Origin of the sequence: Rhizobium tibeticum, from assembly GCF_900110205.1 — a bacterium.
In the GTDB taxonomy this organism is placed as follows: domain Bacteria; phylum Pseudomonadota; class Alphaproteobacteria; order Rhizobiales; family Rhizobiaceae; genus Rhizobium; species Rhizobium tibeticum.
In genome coordinates this window covers 93,658-109,397 of sequence record NZ_FOCV01000007.1, presented here as the reverse complement: position 1 = coordinate 109,397, position 15,740 = coordinate 93,658, and the positions used below count along the sequence as shown (strand labels likewise).

Genomic DNA, 15,740 nt, shown 5'->3' with positions numbered 1-15,740 from the left:
CGGATAGGGCGGATACGGCAGCGACACGGAGTGCGCCGCGAAATAAACCTGAAAGCCGTAGCCTTTCGGCATGAGGGCACACCAAGTTGCAAGGCTCCATCACGCGATTTCGATTTTACGCGAAGGCTTACCTGCAATACGCTTCGCTCCTTAGAAATTTCAACCAGGGAGAGACGCCATGAGACGCAGGTTTGCCTATATCGCAGCCGCTTTCGCCTTTTCAGCGGTTGGGGTCCATGCTCAGGACACCGCGATGAGTTTCTTCGTGACCAGTGCAAATCCCGGCAAGGGCGGCGATCTCGGCGGCCTCGCCGGTGCCGACGCCTATTGCAACACACTTGCCACAGCCGCGGGCGCCACTGGCAAGACCTGGAAGGCCTATCTTTCCACCGACGCCGAGAACGCAAAGGATCGCATCGGATCCGGGCCATGGCATAATGCCAAGGGTGAAAAAATCGCCGACGACGTGGCCTCCCTACACAGCGACAAGAACAACCTGACCAAGCAGACCGCGCTCAACGAGAAGGGCGAAGTCATCAACGGCCGCGGCGACACACCGAACCGCCACGACATCCTGACCGGCTCGCAAGCCGATGGCACCGCGGCGCCTCAAACATGCGGCAACTGGACGATGGGCGGCGCAGAAGGTGTCGCGATCGTCGGCCACAGCGACCGGACGGGACCAAATGATTCAGCGGAAGCCAAGTCGTGGAACGCCTCGCATCCGACACGTGGCGGCTGCACCGTGGAAGCCTTCAAGACGACCGGAGGCGACGGTCTGTTCTACTGCTTCGCAGCGAACTGATCGGCAAGGCATTGCCGGACGGTGCATTCACCGCCGCCACGCCACCGTATTCCGTCACGAGCCGAGGCGCAGGCACGGATGCCCTGCGCACAGAACACGGTCGCTGTCTAAAGCCAGCCGATCCGCCGAAGCAACCAAAGCGTCGCAACGGATGTGATCGTCACGAACATCACGATGATGACGAATGCCCAGGCGTCGTTGACCCCCGGAATGCCTCCGACATTCATTCCGAACAGCCCGGCCACGACGCTCGGCGGCAGCAGCAGGGCCGCCAGCGCCGCCAACCGATTGGAATTGCGTGCGATGCGTTCGCTGATCACCGTCGATAGGTCATCGTGCAGGATACCGGTGCGGTCGCGGATGGCATCGAGGTACTCGATGAATCGCATCAGCTTGTCGATGACCTCGCGCATGCGCAGTTTGTCGCGCTCCAGGAGCCATGGCGCGTCATCATGTTCGATGCGGTTCAATGCATCGCGCTGCGGCGCCAGATAGCGGCGAAGCTGTACAGAACGCCGGCGCAACAGCTTGAGGCGCTGGCGCACCTCGCTTGCTTCGCCGTGAAAGATCATCTCGTCAAGCTCGTCCACCTCCTCGTCCATGGCGTCGAGAACGGGCTCCAGGTCGCGCACAAGCTTGTCGCCGATCAGCGCCAGCAGGTCTCCGGTGCGATGCGGGCCCTTGCCTTTCTCGAGCGCCTGGCGAATGTCGCGAAGTGCGGTGATGTAGTGGCCGCTGTCACGCAGGGAAATGACCTTGTTGACGTCGATCCACATATGTAGCGGCACGAGATCGATGTCGGTCTGCTGCTCCGGCTCTTCGTCCGGCGCCGTCGCACACACGCCCCGAAGGATGATCAGCAGACCGTCGGCGACAGGCTCGACGCGCGGCCGTGTTTCCTCTTCGAGAAGGGCTTCCGTCACGAAGCTATCGAGGCCGCTTTCCCTGTTGATCCAATCGGCAGCCGCCACATGGTCGCGCTCGAAATGCAGCCAGATGATCCCATCTTCCGGCTTCCATCGTCGCGCCCGAGCAATGTCCAGCTGTGTGCAGCCACCACACCCGTCCAAGAGCAGGGCGAAGCGCAATCCGGGCTCCGCGCCGTAGCTCACTTTAGAGGTAACTGGCGTCTCCATCGCGCGCCCCGCAAATAGCCAGAGGAACCTAAAAATGCAGCCAACACAAAAGCTTGGCACGGCAGATTCTAGCAGGTCGCGATCAAGGCGCAAGACCGCCAGAATGAGCATTGGTATCCGGCAGCCGCGGGCTTGGCGTTCAAAATAGCTCGCCTTCGTCCGCCAAGACGATTTCAACACCGATCAGATTGGCGTATTATTGCAGTGTAATTGTGCGAGGCCGATCCAGGAAGGAGGGCCAGCTTGATCACCACAACCACCGATCACCGCAACTGGTCACCAGGCTTCGGCGCGCCTGACTCAGGGCAAGCTCCGCGTAACGTTCGCGATCTCACCGAGCATGCCGATATTGTCGTCCTTTTGCCCGATCCGGCCTCGGCACAGTCCTGTCTCGACCTGGCTGACGACGCGGCCGACGCCGTAAAGGACAGCATCGCCGCCGTACATATCGGGGCCGATCCGCTGGCAATGCTCGTATCGGCCGAGGAAATCGAATTGCAGATGCTCCGAGACCTCGAGGAAGGTTCGACCCACGAACGGTTCGAACGCATCAAGCGGCTGTTCGACGAGTGGAGACTGAGCGCGCCTCACCGGCAAAGCCTGGTGCTCGGCGATTGCCAGGGTGACCTGCGCCGTTGCGTCGGCAACGTCTGCCGGAACGCGTCGCTTGTCGTCACGCCCTATCGAGGCAATCTCGACGCTCGTGACGCCTTCCATGACGTCCTCTTTCACGAAGGCAAGCTCGTGCTCGTCCCGCCGGCCAATGGCTATCGCGGACGTCTGCTGGACCACGTCCTGATCGGCTGGAAGCCGCATGACCACGCGCGGCGCACGATGGTCGCCGCACGGCGCTGGCTGGACGCCGCCAACCGCATTACCGTGCTCTGCGTCGATGACAAGCCGAACAGGCACTACGAGACCACCGCGACGGAAATGTGCCGGCAGCTGGGACTCGATGCCGAGGTCGTCGTGACCTCGTCAACGGGCCGCTCGGTCGGCAACACCATTCTCGACTTTGGTACATCGGTCAACGCCAGCTGCATTCTGATCGGCGCGTTCAAGCACGGCTATCTGCTCGAACTGCTTCTCGGCCGCGTCACCTATCGCCTGCTGTCCCATGCCACTGTTCCCCTGCTAATGAGCCATTGACAGAGCCGCCAAGCGCACCTTTAGGAGCCGGACGATGCGGCGGTGAAAACCGCCAACTGAGCGTCGAATGCACGCTTGTATGCGGGCCGCGCTTGACCGCGAGCGACATAGGCCGACAGGTTCGGGTATTCGGCCAGTATGCCCGATCCTTTCACCCTGAGCAGCACCGACACCATCTGAAGGTCACCGGCGCTGAACTCGCCGTCGAGCCAGTCGGCATCGCCAAGTCGATCGGAAAGTTCGCTCAGCCGCTTTCGGATGCGTTCCTCGACGAGAGACCGGCGCTCTTCGTACCAGGTCTTGTCGCCCTCTAGGTATCGGGCGATTTCGCGATCGACGATCGGCGGCTCCATCGTGCTGACCGCGGCAAACATCCATGTGATCGCGCGCGCCCTGGCATTCGCATCGTCTGGCAGCAGGCCGGCATGGCGCTCCGCGATATGGAACACGATTGCCCCCGACTCGAACAAGGCCAGATCGTCTTCTTCATAGGTCGGAATTTGCCCGAAAGGCTGAAGCGCGAGATGCGCGGGCTCCTTCATCGCTTTAAACGAAAGAAGGCGGACGTCGTAAGGCTGGCCAACTTCTTCGAGCGCCCAGCGAACGCGCATGTCACGCGCCAGACCCTTGCCGCCATCAGGCGACCGTTCAAAGGCGGTAATTGTAATAGTCATCGCTGCCCTCCAGAGCTTGTCTGTCTTGAAGACGGTTGGCTAAACGGGAACCCGACAGTTTGTGCTCGACATAATCCTAGCGGTCAGTTCAATCAGCTCAAAGGACGCGTTGCTGTCGAGCGTCGGCTCTGGCACGACCGCCACATTCCGTGCACAGACCTGCTGCGAGCAGCTTGTCGAAGCAAGCGATTGGGCGCAATAGTCGCGACACCTGCTACGTGCAAGATAGGGCTCATCGAGCGTTGTCCAGCGCAATACAGCCTGTTCCGCGAAATGAAGGAAACGACGCCCCTGCAGGAAAAGGAGATTGGACGTGCCAACCGAGATCGACGGCGAACCTCTTCGCAAGCTTGGATTGAACTACCCCCTTGTCGTCGCGCCGATGGCCGGTGGCCCCTCAACGCCCGAACTGGTGATCGCAGCTTCGGCTGCTGGCGCGCTGGGTTCGGCCGGGGCCGCCTATTCCAATCCCGCAGCCATCGTTGAATTCGCTGACAAGGTACGCCAGCGCACGGACAAGCCCTTCGCGATCAACCTTTTCATTCCTCATGCCGCCCCAACCGTTGATCCGGCCGCGGTGGAGCGGGCGATAGCAGCCACGGCCGTATATCGCGCCGAGCTTGATCTGCCGACCCCGCAATTCTCAGCACCTTTCGAAGAGGACTTCGACTCCCAATTCGAGACCATTCTGAGGATTAGGCCGGCCGTGTTCAGTTTTGTCTTCGGCCTGTTGTCGGCAGATCATACGAAAGCGGCACGAGATGCCGGCATTATGCTCATCGGGACGGCGACCGCACCGGAGGAAGCACAGGCACTCGAAGACAGTGGCGTTGATGCGATCACCCTCCAAGGCTTCGAGGCCGGCGGCCATCGCGGTATCTTCGAACCCGACGCCGCCGATCCGGAGATCGCGCTTCGCGACCTTCTCGCTCAATGCACGGGGAAAGTGCGCGTGCCGTTGATCGCGGCGGGCGGCATCATGACCGCCTCGGACATTCGCGCCACCCTCGCCGCGGGCGCGCAAGCGGTGCAGCTGGGCACGGCTTTCCTGGCCACCAGTGAGGCCGGCACGTCGGCTCCTTACCGGTCCGAACTCGATGCTCCGATGCGAAAGACCCGAACGACACGCGTCTTTTCAGGCCGGTTTGCCCGAGGTATCGAGAACCGCTTCATGGAGGAGATGACGCCGAACATGGATGCCGTCATGCCGTTTCCCGCGCAGAACAAGTTTACCCGTGACTTGCGAGGCGCGTCCGCCGCAAAAGGTTCGCCCGACCTTCTGTCGTTATGGGCAGGAACGGGAGAAGGCGAGCTTTGGCAGGGGTCGACCTCCGACCTGATCCGCAGCCTGTTTGCCGGATAGCTCCCGCCAAACGACGACCGAGCGGTTCGAGCGATTTTTCATGATTTATCGGAGGAAATGAAAGCGCTGACATTGTATCACACTGTATTCAAAGAGCCGCGGGATACAGCAACATGCACGCCCAGACGCCGTCAACATACGGCGGATACATCAAGGGCGTCATTAGCAGTAGAATAATGGAGATCGCGCGATGGAGCACATCGACCACGTCCTGATCGTCGATGACGATCGCGAAATCCGGGAGCTCGTGTCGAGCTACCTGAAGAAGAATGGCCTTCGCGTGACCGCAGTTGCCGACGGCCGGCATATGCGCTCCTTCCTCGAAGCGAATTCCGTCGATCTGATCATCCTCGACGTCATGATGCCAGGCGACGACGGCCTCGTTCTCAGCCGCGAGTTGCGTGCCGGACGCCGCAAGGCCGTTCCCATCGTTATGCTGACGGCGCGTACGGATGAAATGGATCGCATCATCGGTCTCGAGATGGGTGCGGATGATTACCTCGCCAAACCGTTTTCGGCGCGTGAATTGCTGGCCCGCATCAAGGCCGTCCTTCGGCGCACGCGCATGCTGCCACCGAATCTGCAGGTGTCGGAAGCCGGCCAATTGCTGAGCTTCGGCAAATGGAAGCTCGATACGACGGCGCGCCATCTCGTCGATTCCGACGGGACAGTGATCGCACTCAGCGGTGCCGAATATCGGCTGCTGCGCGTCTTTATCGATCATCCCCAGCGCGTGCTGAACCGCGACCAGCTTCTCAACCTGACACAGGGCCGCGACGCCGAGCTTTTCGACCGCTCGATCGACCTTCTCGTCAGCCGCGTGCGCCAGCGCCTTGGCGACGACGCCCGAGAGCCGACTTACATCAAGACCGTCCGCAGCGAGGGCTACGTCTTCTCCATGCCGATCGAGATCACCGAGGCACGCTGATGGCGACGCACGCCTTCCTGAATGGATTTCCTCTGTGGCCGCGCACCCTCGGGGCGCGGCTGTTTCTTATTCTGCTTGCTGGTCTGGCGATCGCGCATGCCATGTCGTTCACGGTGCTATTTTTCGAGCGCTACACGGCCGCCAAGTCGGTCATGTTCAACACCCTCGAAAACGACGTCGCGACCTCGATCGCCATTCTCGATCGCCTACCGGCCGACGAACGCGCCGATTGGCTCGATCGTCTTGATCGGGGGAGTTATCGTTTCGTGCTGGGACCCGGCTTGCCCGGCACTCCGACCCTCGAGGCGCGCAGCGCTGAAATCGCTTCCAAGGTTCGCGCCGCGATCGGTGCAAAGTATCCGATCGAGATGGAGACCATTCCCGGCGCCGACCTTCGACTCCAGGCACATCTGTCACTGAGCGATGGTGCGCCATTGACGATAGACATCAACCCGCATGGCGTCATGCCGCTGGCCGATTGGCTGCCTTATGTGCTCGCCGCGCAGTTGGCGTTGCTGGTGCTGTGCAGTTGGTTTGCCGTGCGTCAGGCAATCCGCCCTCTCGTCAATCTCGCACGAGCCGCCGACACGCTCGACCCGAACGTGAAGACCCCTCGCCTGAGCGAGACGGGACCGAGCGAAGTCGCTTATGCCGCAACCGCCTTCAACGCAATGCGCGAACGCATCGCGCAATATCTTGAGGAGCGCGTACAAATACTCGCAGCCATATCGCACGATCTGCAAACGCCGATCACCCGCATGAAGCTCAGGGCGGAGATGGCGGAGGATTTCGGCGATAGGGATAAGCTGATGCAGGATCTCGGCGAGATCGAACGTCTTGTCAAGGAAGGTGTCGCCTATGCTCGCAGCGCCCATGGCAATGTCGAGAAAGCCTCGCGCATCGATCTCTCCTCGTTCATCGAAAGCCTTGTTTATGACTACCAGGATACCGGCAAGGACGTTGCGATAATTGAGATGAGCGGCGGTGCGATCATGACACGGCCGCACGCCCTGAGGCGCGTTCTCACCAATCTCATCGACAACGCGCTGAAGTTCGGCGGCAGCGCCGAGATCGAAGTGCAACGCCGCGCCGACGAGAGCATAGTCGTCAGAGTGCTTGATCGCGGTCCCGGGATTCCCAATGACCAGCTGGAAGCTGTCCTCAAGCCCTTCTTTCGCCTGGAGCAATCGCGCAATCGCGATACCGGCGGAACCGGGCTCGGCCTCGCCATTGCCGTACAGCTTGCTACGGCGATCGGTGCATCGCTGGCGCTGCGCAATCGGGACGGCGGCGGGCTTGTGGCCGAAATAGCCATCAATCGAACAACAGCTTGAGCCGCCTTGCGGTTGCCACTGGAAACATTCGCCTGACTATCGGCAAAAGAGCGGCAGCCTTTGACAGCTGCCGCTCCTCAACATCACACCCATCTGGCGGGGGAACCGTTTTTCTTATCTCGTCAGACGAGGTTTATGGTGACGTTGATATTGCCGCGCGTTGCCTTGGAATATGGGCATATTTGATGCGCTGCATCGACAATAGCCCGAGCAGTTTCGTGGTCGATGTCCGGCAGGCTGACGTTGAGGCGTGCCTGAAGGGAGTAGCCGCCCGTGCTGCTGCAGAGGTCCACTTCGGTGTTGACGGCGAGGTCGGCCGGAAGTGCGACCTTCAGGCCGCTGGCGGCAAAGCCCATCGCGCCGATGAAGCAGGCCGACCAGCCAGCGGCAAAGAGCTGCTCAGGGTTCGTTCCCTGCCCCGCGCTGCCCGGCGAGGACAGTTTGGTATCGAGGCGACCGTCGGAGCTGCGCGATGCGCTGTCGCGACCGCCGGTCGTGTGCGTCTTGCCGGTGTAGATTACTTTCTGGTTCTCGCTCATGATGTTCTTCCTTTCGACAGAATGGATGCCGCCGAAGCCTGATTGCCTGGCTCGCTGTCGAACCGCAGATGACGCTCCGTACGTGTCTGAGATGTTTCGTCGCGGTGCTGAAATGTAGCCAACTCCCACGCAAACGCGGTGCGGATACAATACGATACGAACCGCCCGTCAGCGGCTGACCGCTCAGCCAAGGTGCGGGACGCAGACCGCGCCGGAGGAAGTGCGAAGGGCTGCGTGGGCAGGACCTCACCTTCATGACGCGTGCATGATAAAAAACCCGGCGTGAGCGCCTAAACGCTCTAACGCCAGGTCCAGAGTCCGGAATGAAGGCGAAACCGGAAAGCCGCGGCTGGCCGCCGCGACCACGCCCGATGAACGATCAGAATCGATCGACGTCGACCACGGCTTGCGCAAAGGCTTGCGGCGCCTCCTGTGGTAGATTGTGACCGATGCCGCCGGTGATCAGTCGATGTTCGTACTTGCCCGAGAACTTCTTGGCGTAGGCCTCCGGCTGCGGATGAGGCGCACCATTGGCATCGCCTTCCAGCGTGATGGCAGGCACGCCGATGACTGGGAACTTGGCAAGCCGCGCTTCGAGTTCGTCATACTTCCGCTCACCCTCGGCGGCGCTGATGCGCCAGCGGTAGTTGTGGATGGTGATGTCGACGTGATCCGGATTTTCGAAGGCGGCCGCGCTGCGATTGAAGGTCGCGTCATCGAAATTCCACTTCGGTGATGCAAGCTGCCAGATGAGTTTTGCAAACTCGCTCCGGTATTGCGCATAGCCTGCGCGGCCACGTTCGGTGGCGAAGTAGAACTGATACCACCAGGCAAGTTCGGCCTTCGGCGGCAATGGCGCCTTGTTGGCTTCCTGGCTGCCGATGAGATAGCCGCTGACGGAAACCAGCGCCTTGCAGCGCTCGGGCCAGAGGGCGGCGATAATGCAGGCCGTGCGGGCTCCCCAATCACAACCGCCAATCAGCGCCTTGTCGATCTTCAGTGCATCCATGAGCGCGATAATATCTGCGGCGATTGCGGCCTGCTGACCGTTGCACATCGTCTTGTCGGAAAGGAACCGCGTCGTGCCGTAACCACGCAGATAGGGCACGATGACGCGGTAGCCAGCCGCGGCAAGCAGCGGTGCGACGTCGACGTAGGTGTGGATGTCATAGGGCCAGCCGTGCAGGAGAATGACCGGAGGCGCGTCGCTCGCACCAAGTTCGGCATAACCGACGTTGAGCAGACCTGCATCGATCTGCTTGATTGTGCCGAACGAGGTGTTGGTCCCTGGCGCGATGGTGGGAATGCGCGCAGCAGTTGGCGTCGCCGCTTGCGCAACATTCGTCCCGATGACGCCCAGTTGCGCAGCAGCGACAGTCAGGGCCGCGACGCCCATGAACCGCCGCCTCTGTTGATTGATTTCCTCTGCCATCGATGTTCTCCAGATTGCGTTAAAGACATTCCTAGAAGCCGGTACGCGTGTATATCCAATGTGTGCCCGATGGCGGGAATTGAATGCTGGTGTAGGGATCAGGTCGAGAGATACATTGGTATACATTCGCCTGCAACTGAGCGACCTGAGGTGCAGCTCAAGGCCACTCAAGTTCGGGGAGCCGGACCGTTTTCGGCAAAGGCGGGAATCGCGCGAAGCCTCGCGACAACCGCTGTGATGCGAGGCCACTGGTCGAGCGAGAGACCAGCCCGTTCGGCATTGACCGCCTGCGGGAAGAGGCAAATGTCGGCCATCGACGGCGCATCGCCGGCCGCATATCGATCTGTCTGCCGCCGCGCGAGTAATTCCTCCACTGCAGTCAATCCAACGCGGATCCAATGACGGCTCCAGTCCGCAATTTCCTGTGGCCCGGCTCCTGGAAAGGTGCCAAGGCGAGCCGTCACCCGCGGGGGACACGGGATGCGGCCGACGAGATCTTGTCTTCGAAGAGTTTCATCGCGGATCTCCTTAGTAATTCGCGCGTTGGGGCAGTGCCTCATCGGCCGATGTCGCCACGAAGGCATTCGCGGTCTGCGCGGTTTGCTTCGACCCTGCATCAGTTGGAGGCGATAACCAGGAGAAGAGTGCGGCGATCGCTGGCGGCTCCCCCGGAGCGGTATCCCAGGCGCATGGCACGGCTGACAGCGCAAGCACGGTAAAGGTGGTGACTAGAATGCGCATTGCTTTCTCCTCAATTGCTTGACCCGTTTGGGCCAATCCCAGAAAATTCTGATCTTTCCGGAGCGGGTAGAATTCGAGCGTGACGACCGCGCGTATCCCAAATGTGTTCGAATGCCCCGAGGACTGTATCGCGATGTAGGCGGGGATCAGACTCGTTCGACTGACCGAAGTTTGGATTATAGTCACCTCGATGCCGCCGAGCGACGCCACCGCCGCATAGCCCTGGCCAAGGTCAGCCTGCCTGCTCTGCGACGAGCGCTGGACGCTCCCGATACTGCGCCGGGAAAAGCCGCTTCAGAGCTTCGATCTTCGGTTGCTCGTAGGCATACACATAGGGCTGGCTCGGATTGTTGTAGACGTAGTCCTGATGATAGGCCTCAGCGCGATAGAACGTTTTTCCGACTTCGGTCGAAGTCGCAATCGGGCGACTGAAAGCGCCTTCTTGACCGAGTTGGGCGATGTAGTCGGAAGCGACCTTCGCCTGCTCGTCGTTCAGCGGAAAGATCGCCGACCGGTATTGCTTCCCGACGTCGGGCCCTTGTTGGTCGACCTGCGTCGGATCGTGAACCACGGAGAAGAAGATCTGCAGCAACTGGCCGTAGGTGATCTGCGTCGGATCGAAGACGATCTCCACCGCTTCGGCATGAGCGGTTTGCCCGGTCTCCGTCATTTCGTAGGTCGCAGTCGCGGCACTCCCGCCGGCATACCCTGCCGTGGCGCTCACAACGCCGGCAACATGCTGGAACGCCCCTTGCACGCCCCAGAAGCAGCCGCCGGCAAGCACCAGCGCTTGCGTTCCAGATGTCGCGGCCACATCATGGAGGGCCGGAGGAATGCGCTTGGTCTCTTCGGACGGCGATCCGCCATTCAATTTCAGTGCGAGGCCGCCGCCACCGATCACCGCCAGGGCCACAAGGCCGAGGCGTGCGATGGTGCCGATTGAGGCCAAAAGGGTTTTCTCTCGATCTTTCATGGCCCTATCCTCTCAACCAAAGGTGAATACGAAAGCTTCGACACCCGGATCGAGGAAGCGGATCTCGAACGTCCGCTCCCGCACGTCTTTCGACTGGCGCACCAGTTGGTAGAGGCGCGTTTCCGAAACACTGCCATTGCCTTGCGCATCAATATCCGAACCATGGTCTGCCCCCGGCGCTACGCCGTCCACCGTCACCTGAAAGCGGACCTTCTTGCCGCCCGCTCCAGGCCCAAGGACGAGATGGAGATCTCGTGCACTGAACCGGTAGGTGATGCCTCCACCGGCCTGCTCAAGCGAGGCCTGTTCGCCCCCTACCGTCCACTTGCCCGTCAGACCCCATTCATTGAGGCGCGGCTTTCCCGCGGTGTAATCACGGGCGGCGTCTGCCCCGGTCCCTTCCGGCGAGATGAAGTTGGCAGCTCGCAGGTAGCCGATGTAGGATTCACCCGACTGCAGGCGCGCAAGGTCGGGCGCCGCCTCGGCGCCCTTGGCATCGGGCGCGACAGTGACCGTGTCAGCCTTCTTGCTGCCTGCGGCTTCCGCCAGCAGATCCTGGATGACGCGTTCGGACTGTTCGTAGTCTCCTTCACCGAACTGGGTGTGCCTGATCTGGCCCTTCGCATCGATGAAATAGTGAGCCGGCCAGTAGTTGTTGCCGAATGCCCGCCAGATCTTGAAGTTGTTGTCGATCGCCACGGGATAGCCGATCTGGAACTTGTCGACCGCCTGACGGACATTGTCGATCCGCTTCTCGAAGGCAAATTCGGGGGAATGGACCCCGATCACGACCAATCCTTGGTCCCGGTACTTTTCTGCCCAGGCCCGAACGTAGGGGATCGTCCGAATGCAGTTGATGCAGGAGTAGGTCCAAAAGTCGACGAGAACCACCTTGCCGCGCAATTCTTCGGCCGTGAGCGGCTTCGAATTCAACCATTCCACCGCACCGTCGAGCGACTGGAAGCGGCCTAGCACCGGCAAGTCGCTCTGGTATTCCTTGCGCGCATCGTTGGCAGCAAGTGCCATCGCATTGCCTGCCGGCTTCCCAGCGGCACTGCCAGCGCCTTGCAGCCTGTCCAGCAGCGACTGCTCGATGCCTTTGCTGCTGGCATAGGAGAGACGCGACAACAGGCCAGTATCGAGCCCGAGCGCGATCGCCGTAACGCCTGCCAGTACGGCAACGCCAAGGCCCTGCCGCAGACGCTCGCCGACGCCGAGCGATCGCTTCATCGCGGCAAACACCTTCTCCCCGGCAAGAACAGCCATTGCGAGCGAGGTGGCGGCACCTGCGGCGTAGGCCGTCAGCAGGAGGGTGGTCTGCACGTTTGCCCCTTGCAGGGCGGCACCGGTGAGGACCAGTCCGAGGATCGGGCCGGCGCAGGGCGCCCAAAGAAGACCCGTCGCGACGCCGAGAAGGAAGGACGTACCAACGCTAGCCTTCTTGCCGCTCGCTTGCTGCGACAGACGGCTGCCCAATGCCACGGCTGGCCGCGTTACCGCCGCCGCGATACGGGGCGAAAGCAGCGTCACGCCGAAGCCGGCAATTAACGCAATGGCAACATATCGGCCAATTTCGTTCGCATGCACGGCCCAGCTTCCGCCGACAGCGGCAAGCGTTGCCACGCCCGCGAAGGTCACGATCATGCCGATCAGCATCGGCAGGATGCTTCTTTTAAACGGCTGACCTGCTCGCGACAGCACGAAAGGCAGGACCGGAAGGATGCAGGGGCTGACGATGGTCAGGGCCCCTGCAAGATAAGCGATCAGGAATAGGATCATTGTCATCCCCTGCAGTTGACCGATGCTCGCGCACTGGTCGTTGATGGTGACTGCATGGGATCAGCCCGAAGTATCCCGGATGTGTCGCGTTTCCTGAGAATTGTATCAGAATGCAAGCAGCGCCAGCCGTAGGCTCATGCGTTCAAAAGCTTCAACAGTTCCTTGGCGGCCGAGGTCGACGAAGCCGGGTTCTGGCCCGTGATCAAACGCCCATCAACGATGGTGAAATCGGCCCAGTCGCCGGCTTTTTCATAGTGCCCGCCCAACCGCTTCAGCTCGTCCTCGACGAGGAAAGGCACGACCTCCGTGAGATGGACGGCCTCCTCCTCGCTGTTGGCAAAGCCCGTGACACGCTTGCCCTTGACAAGAGGCTGTCCCTGATAGGTCACCTTTCTCAGAACTCCGGGGGCATGACAGACAGCGGCGACCGGTTTGCCGGCATTGTAGAAGCTTTCGATCAGCGCGATCGAATTCCTGTCGTTGACGAGGTCCCACATCGGACCGTGGCCACCAGGATAGAAGACCGTGTCGAAGCCGTCCGCCTTGACGTCGCTAAGCATTACGGTGTTTGCCAGCTCCTTTTGCGCCGCGGGATCGCCCTTGAAGCGGGCCATTGCCTCCGTCTGGTTGGCTGGCTCGTCGCTCTTCGGATCGATCGGCGGCTGCCCGCCCTTGGGCGAGGCCAAGGTGATCTCGGCACCTGCATCCTTGAACACGTAGTAGGGCGCAGCAAACTCCTCGAGCCAGAAGCCGGTCAGCTTTCCGGTGTTTCCGAGCTGATCATGCGAAGTCAAAACCATCAGGATCTTCATCGTCAGTCTCCCTTTGTTGAGCGAACGCAAGACGCGGTTTGGCCGGCTACCCTCGCAGTCGCGAGCATTGCTCGCCGCAGGGCCTCGTCATCCAACCTGAAAGATTCTGGATCCGCTGCGGCCTACCCGACAGATAGCGCGGTGGCGCGGCCTGTCTTGCTTTTACCTCCCGATATTTACTTCCTTCCGATTTCGGGTGAATACTCGCCGCCAGGCAATCACTATTCCGCGGGGCGACACAATGGATCGCATCGACGCCATGAAGGTGTTTGTGACGGCAATTGACGAGGGCAGTCTGGCCGGAGCAGCCCGCAACTTGAAACGATCGCCGACGGCGGTGAGCCGGGCGCTCAGCTTCCTCGAGGCGCATGTCGGCGTCGAACTGCTGCACCGGACAACCCGGACGCTGAAGCTGAGCGAGGCAGGTCAGCGCTATGCGGCAGCCTGCCGGCGTGTGCTCGTCGATCTTGAAGAAGCCGACATGCTCGCCGGGGGCGAGCGCTCCGCACCGCGCGGAACGCTGACCATTTCGGCACCGCCGATTCTTGGAGAAGAGGTGCTGCGCCCCATACTGGACGACTTCCTTGACCTTCACCCGACGGTCTCTGTCCGGTTTCTCATGCTGGATCGGTTCGTCAACCTGGTCGACGAAGGCGTCGACCTTGCCGTGCGCATTGGCCACTTGTCGGATTCCTCCCATGTCTCCACCCGTCTCGGTGGCGACGTGCGACGCGTCGTGGTCGCCTCTCCTCGTTATCTGGCAAACCATCCGCGCATCGACGAACCCGGGGACCTGGCGAAACACCAGATCATCGCATTCAGCAACTTCGGCCTGGATTCCTGGAGCTTCACACCGGCGAAGGGCTCTACGATCCCGCGGACGGTTCATTTCACGCCGCGGTGCATCGTCAACAGCGTTCGCGCCGCCGCCGCGTCAGCCGCTGCTGGCGGCGGCCTGACGAGGCTCTATTCCTACCATGTCGCTTCTTATGTGCGCGACGGACCGTTGAAGATCGTGCTCGCGGACGCAGAACACCCGCCGCTGCCCGTGCATCTGCTCGCACCGCAGGGCCGGATGTCGGTGCCAAAGGTTCGAGCCTTCGTGGACTTTGCAACGCCCCGCCTGCGTTCCGAATTCGCGCGCATGGCAACGGCAGCAGGCGTACTCGCCTGATTATGCCGAAATTCGGTTGATTGTCGCTCAAACGACGGCAATTCTCTCAAATGTCGAATGGATCTAAATCAATTGCACCAACGCCGAGGGCGTAGGGCGGCTGCAACTCTAACGGCCGCTGCACTTGAAAGGATCACATCATGAGCACGGAACAGAAGGTCGCCATTATCACCGGCGCATCGCAAGGCATCGGCGCAGCATTGGTTCAGGCTTACCGCGACCGCAACTATCGCGTCGTCGCCACCTCCCGATCGATCGAGGCCAGCTCCGATAAGGGCATCCTCGCCGTACCCGGCGATATCAGCAAGCCCGAGACTGCAGAGCGGGTCGTGCGCGAAGCGCGTGAGCGTTTCGGCCGCATCGACACGCTCGTGAACAACGCCGGTGTCTTCCTGGCGAAGCCATTCACCGAATTCACCCCGCAGGACTACGACCATAACATGAGCGTCAATGTCGCTGGCTTCTTTCACATCACGCAGCGCGCAATCGCGGAAATGCTGAAGCAGGGCTCGGGTCACATCGTCACGATCACGACCAGCCTGGTCAATCAGCCGATCGCCGGCGTGCCCGCAGCTCTCGCTTCCCTGACCAAGGGTGGTCTGAACGCGGTCACCCAGGAACTGGCCATCGAGTACGCAAAGAGCGGCGTTCGCGTCAACGCGGTCTCGCCGGGCGTGATCAAAACGCCGATGCATCCGCAGGAAACGCACGCGGCGCTTTCGACCCTGCATCCGGTCGGCCGGATGGGCGAAATTCGCGATATCGTCGATGCCGTCCTCTATCTTGAGAGCGCGAGCTTTGTGACCGGCGAGATCCTCCACGTCGATGGCGGTCAGAACGCAGGCCGCTGGTAGGCACTGCGACGTTGGTTCGGTCCGGCCTAACCAACTTCATCCCCGCG

The 15,740-nt window shown here is 61.2% G+C and carries 16 protein-coding genes; 7 read left to right on the top strand and 9 right to left on the bottom strand.

Annotation, left to right across the window (positions count from 1 at the left end; all coding sequences use genetic code 11):
* The first annotated feature begins 178 nt into the window (after window positions 1-178).
* The gene (locus BSG20_RS09930; RefSeq protein WP_072374275.1) at window positions 179-805 is read left to right on the top strand and encodes a hypothetical protein; all 627 of its coding nucleotides are present in this window, start codon (window positions 179-181) and stop codon (window positions 803-805) included.
* Between the two features lie 107 nt (window positions 806-912).
* Here BSG20_RS09930 and BSG20_RS09925 read toward each other — a convergent pair whose 3' ends face one another.
* Window positions 913-1,941, bottom strand: a complete 1,029-nt coding sequence (locus BSG20_RS09925) for a CorA family divalent cation transporter (RefSeq protein WP_072374625.1) — start codon at window positions 1,939-1,941, stop codon at window positions 913-915.
* A 243-nt stretch (window positions 1,942-2,184) separates the two neighbouring features.
* On the opposite strand from BSG20_RS09925, the gene BSG20_RS09920 reads away from it, so the two are divergent.
* Window positions 2,185-3,090, top strand: coding sequence for a universal stress protein (locus BSG20_RS09920; protein WP_072374272.1), 906 nt, complete (start codon window positions 2,185-2,187; stop codon window positions 3,088-3,090).
* A 20-nt stretch (window positions 3,091-3,110) separates the two neighbouring features.
* Here the strand turns inward: BSG20_RS09920 and BSG20_RS09915 are convergent, their stop codons facing one another.
* On the bottom strand, window positions 3,111-3,764 hold the full coding sequence (locus BSG20_RS09915) for a glutathione S-transferase family protein (protein WP_072374269.1): 654 nt from the start codon (window positions 3,762-3,764) through the stop codon (window positions 3,111-3,113).
* Window positions 3,765-4,077: 313 nt separating this feature from the next.
* Here BSG20_RS09915 and BSG20_RS09910 point away from each other — a divergent pair, with 313 nt between their 5' ends.
* The 3 genes from BSG20_RS09910 (at window position 4,078) to BSG20_RS09900 (ending at window position 7,389) form a co-directional block, all read left to right on the top strand.
* Window positions 4,078-5,127 (top strand): NAD(P)H-dependent flavin oxidoreductase, encoded by a 1,050-nt coding sequence (locus tag BSG20_RS09910; protein ID WP_072374623.1) that lies wholly within the window; start codon window positions 4,078-4,080, stop codon window positions 5,125-5,127.
* A 190-nt stretch (window positions 5,128-5,317) separates the two neighbouring features.
* A complete protein-coding gene (locus BSG20_RS09905) occupies window positions 5,318-6,055 on the top strand; it encodes a response regulator (RefSeq protein ID WP_072374266.1) in 738 nt (245 codons plus the stop codon).
* The gene (locus BSG20_RS09900) at window positions 6,055-7,389 is read left to right on the top strand and encodes a sensor histidine kinase (RefSeq protein WP_072374263.1); all 1,335 of its coding nucleotides are present in this window, start codon (window positions 6,055-6,057) and stop codon (window positions 7,387-7,389) included. Before BSG20_RS09905 ends, BSG20_RS09900 begins: the two co-directional genes overlap by 1 nt.
* Window positions 7,390-7,511: 122 nt before the next feature.
* On the opposite strand, the gene BSG20_RS09895 is transcribed toward BSG20_RS09900, so the two are convergent.
* The 7 genes from BSG20_RS09895 to BSG20_RS09865 all read right to left on the bottom strand — a co-directional run bounded on the left by BSG20_RS09895 (window position 7,512) and on the right by BSG20_RS09865 (window position 13,665).
* Window positions 7,512-7,928, bottom strand: a complete 417-nt coding sequence (locus tag BSG20_RS09895; RefSeq protein WP_072374260.1) for an organic hydroperoxide resistance protein — start codon at window positions 7,926-7,928, stop codon at window positions 7,512-7,514.
* Between the two features lie 379 nt (window positions 7,929-8,307).
* Entirely contained in the window at window positions 8,308-9,360 is a 1,053-nt protein-coding gene (locus tag BSG20_RS09890) for an alpha/beta fold hydrolase (protein ID WP_072374257.1), read from the bottom strand.
* A gap of 167 nt (window positions 9,361-9,527) precedes the next feature.
* Window positions 9,528-9,734, bottom strand: coding sequence for a glutathione S-transferase C-terminal domain-containing protein (locus BSG20_RS38610; protein WP_244541308.1), 207 nt, complete (start codon window positions 9,732-9,734; stop codon window positions 9,528-9,530).
* A 154-nt stretch (window positions 9,735-9,888) separates the two neighbouring features.
* On the bottom strand, window positions 9,889-10,101 hold the full coding sequence (locus BSG20_RS09880; protein WP_072374620.1) for a hypothetical protein: 213 nt from the start codon (window positions 10,099-10,101) through the stop codon (window positions 9,889-9,891).
* Window positions 10,102-10,333: 232 nt separating this feature from the next.
* Window positions 10,334-11,074 carry a peptide-methionine (S)-S-oxide reductase MsrA gene (msrA, locus tag BSG20_RS09875; RefSeq protein WP_072374254.1) on the bottom strand — a complete coding sequence of 247 codons (741 nt, stop codon included), beginning with the start codon at window positions 11,072-11,074 and terminating at the stop codon, window positions 10,334-10,336.
* Between the two features lie 12 nt (window positions 11,075-11,086).
* Window positions 11,087-12,853 (bottom strand): cytochrome c biogenesis protein DipZ, encoded by a 1,767-nt coding sequence (locus BSG20_RS09870; protein ID WP_072374617.1) that lies wholly within the window; start codon window positions 12,851-12,853, stop codon window positions 11,087-11,089.
* A 134-nt stretch (window positions 12,854-12,987) separates the two neighbouring features.
* A complete protein-coding gene (locus BSG20_RS09865) occupies window positions 12,988-13,665 on the bottom strand; it encodes a type 1 glutamine amidotransferase domain-containing protein (RefSeq protein ID WP_072374251.1) in 678 nt (225 codons plus the stop codon).
* A gap of 241 nt (window positions 13,666-13,906) precedes the next feature.
* Between BSG20_RS09865 and BSG20_RS09860 the strand changes: the two genes are divergently transcribed.
* Together BSG20_RS09860 and BSG20_RS09855 are read left to right on the top strand one after the other, a co-directional pair.
* Window positions 13,907-14,839, top strand: coding sequence for a LysR family transcriptional regulator (locus BSG20_RS09860; RefSeq protein WP_072374246.1), 933 nt, complete (start codon window positions 13,907-13,909; stop codon window positions 14,837-14,839).
* A gap of 140 nt (window positions 14,840-14,979) precedes the next feature.
* The gene (locus BSG20_RS09855; RefSeq protein ID WP_072374243.1) at window positions 14,980-15,693 is read left to right on the top strand and encodes an SDR family NAD(P)-dependent oxidoreductase; all 714 of its coding nucleotides are present in this window, start codon (window positions 14,980-14,982) and stop codon (window positions 15,691-15,693) included.
* Window positions 15,694-15,740: the final 47 nt, after the last annotated feature.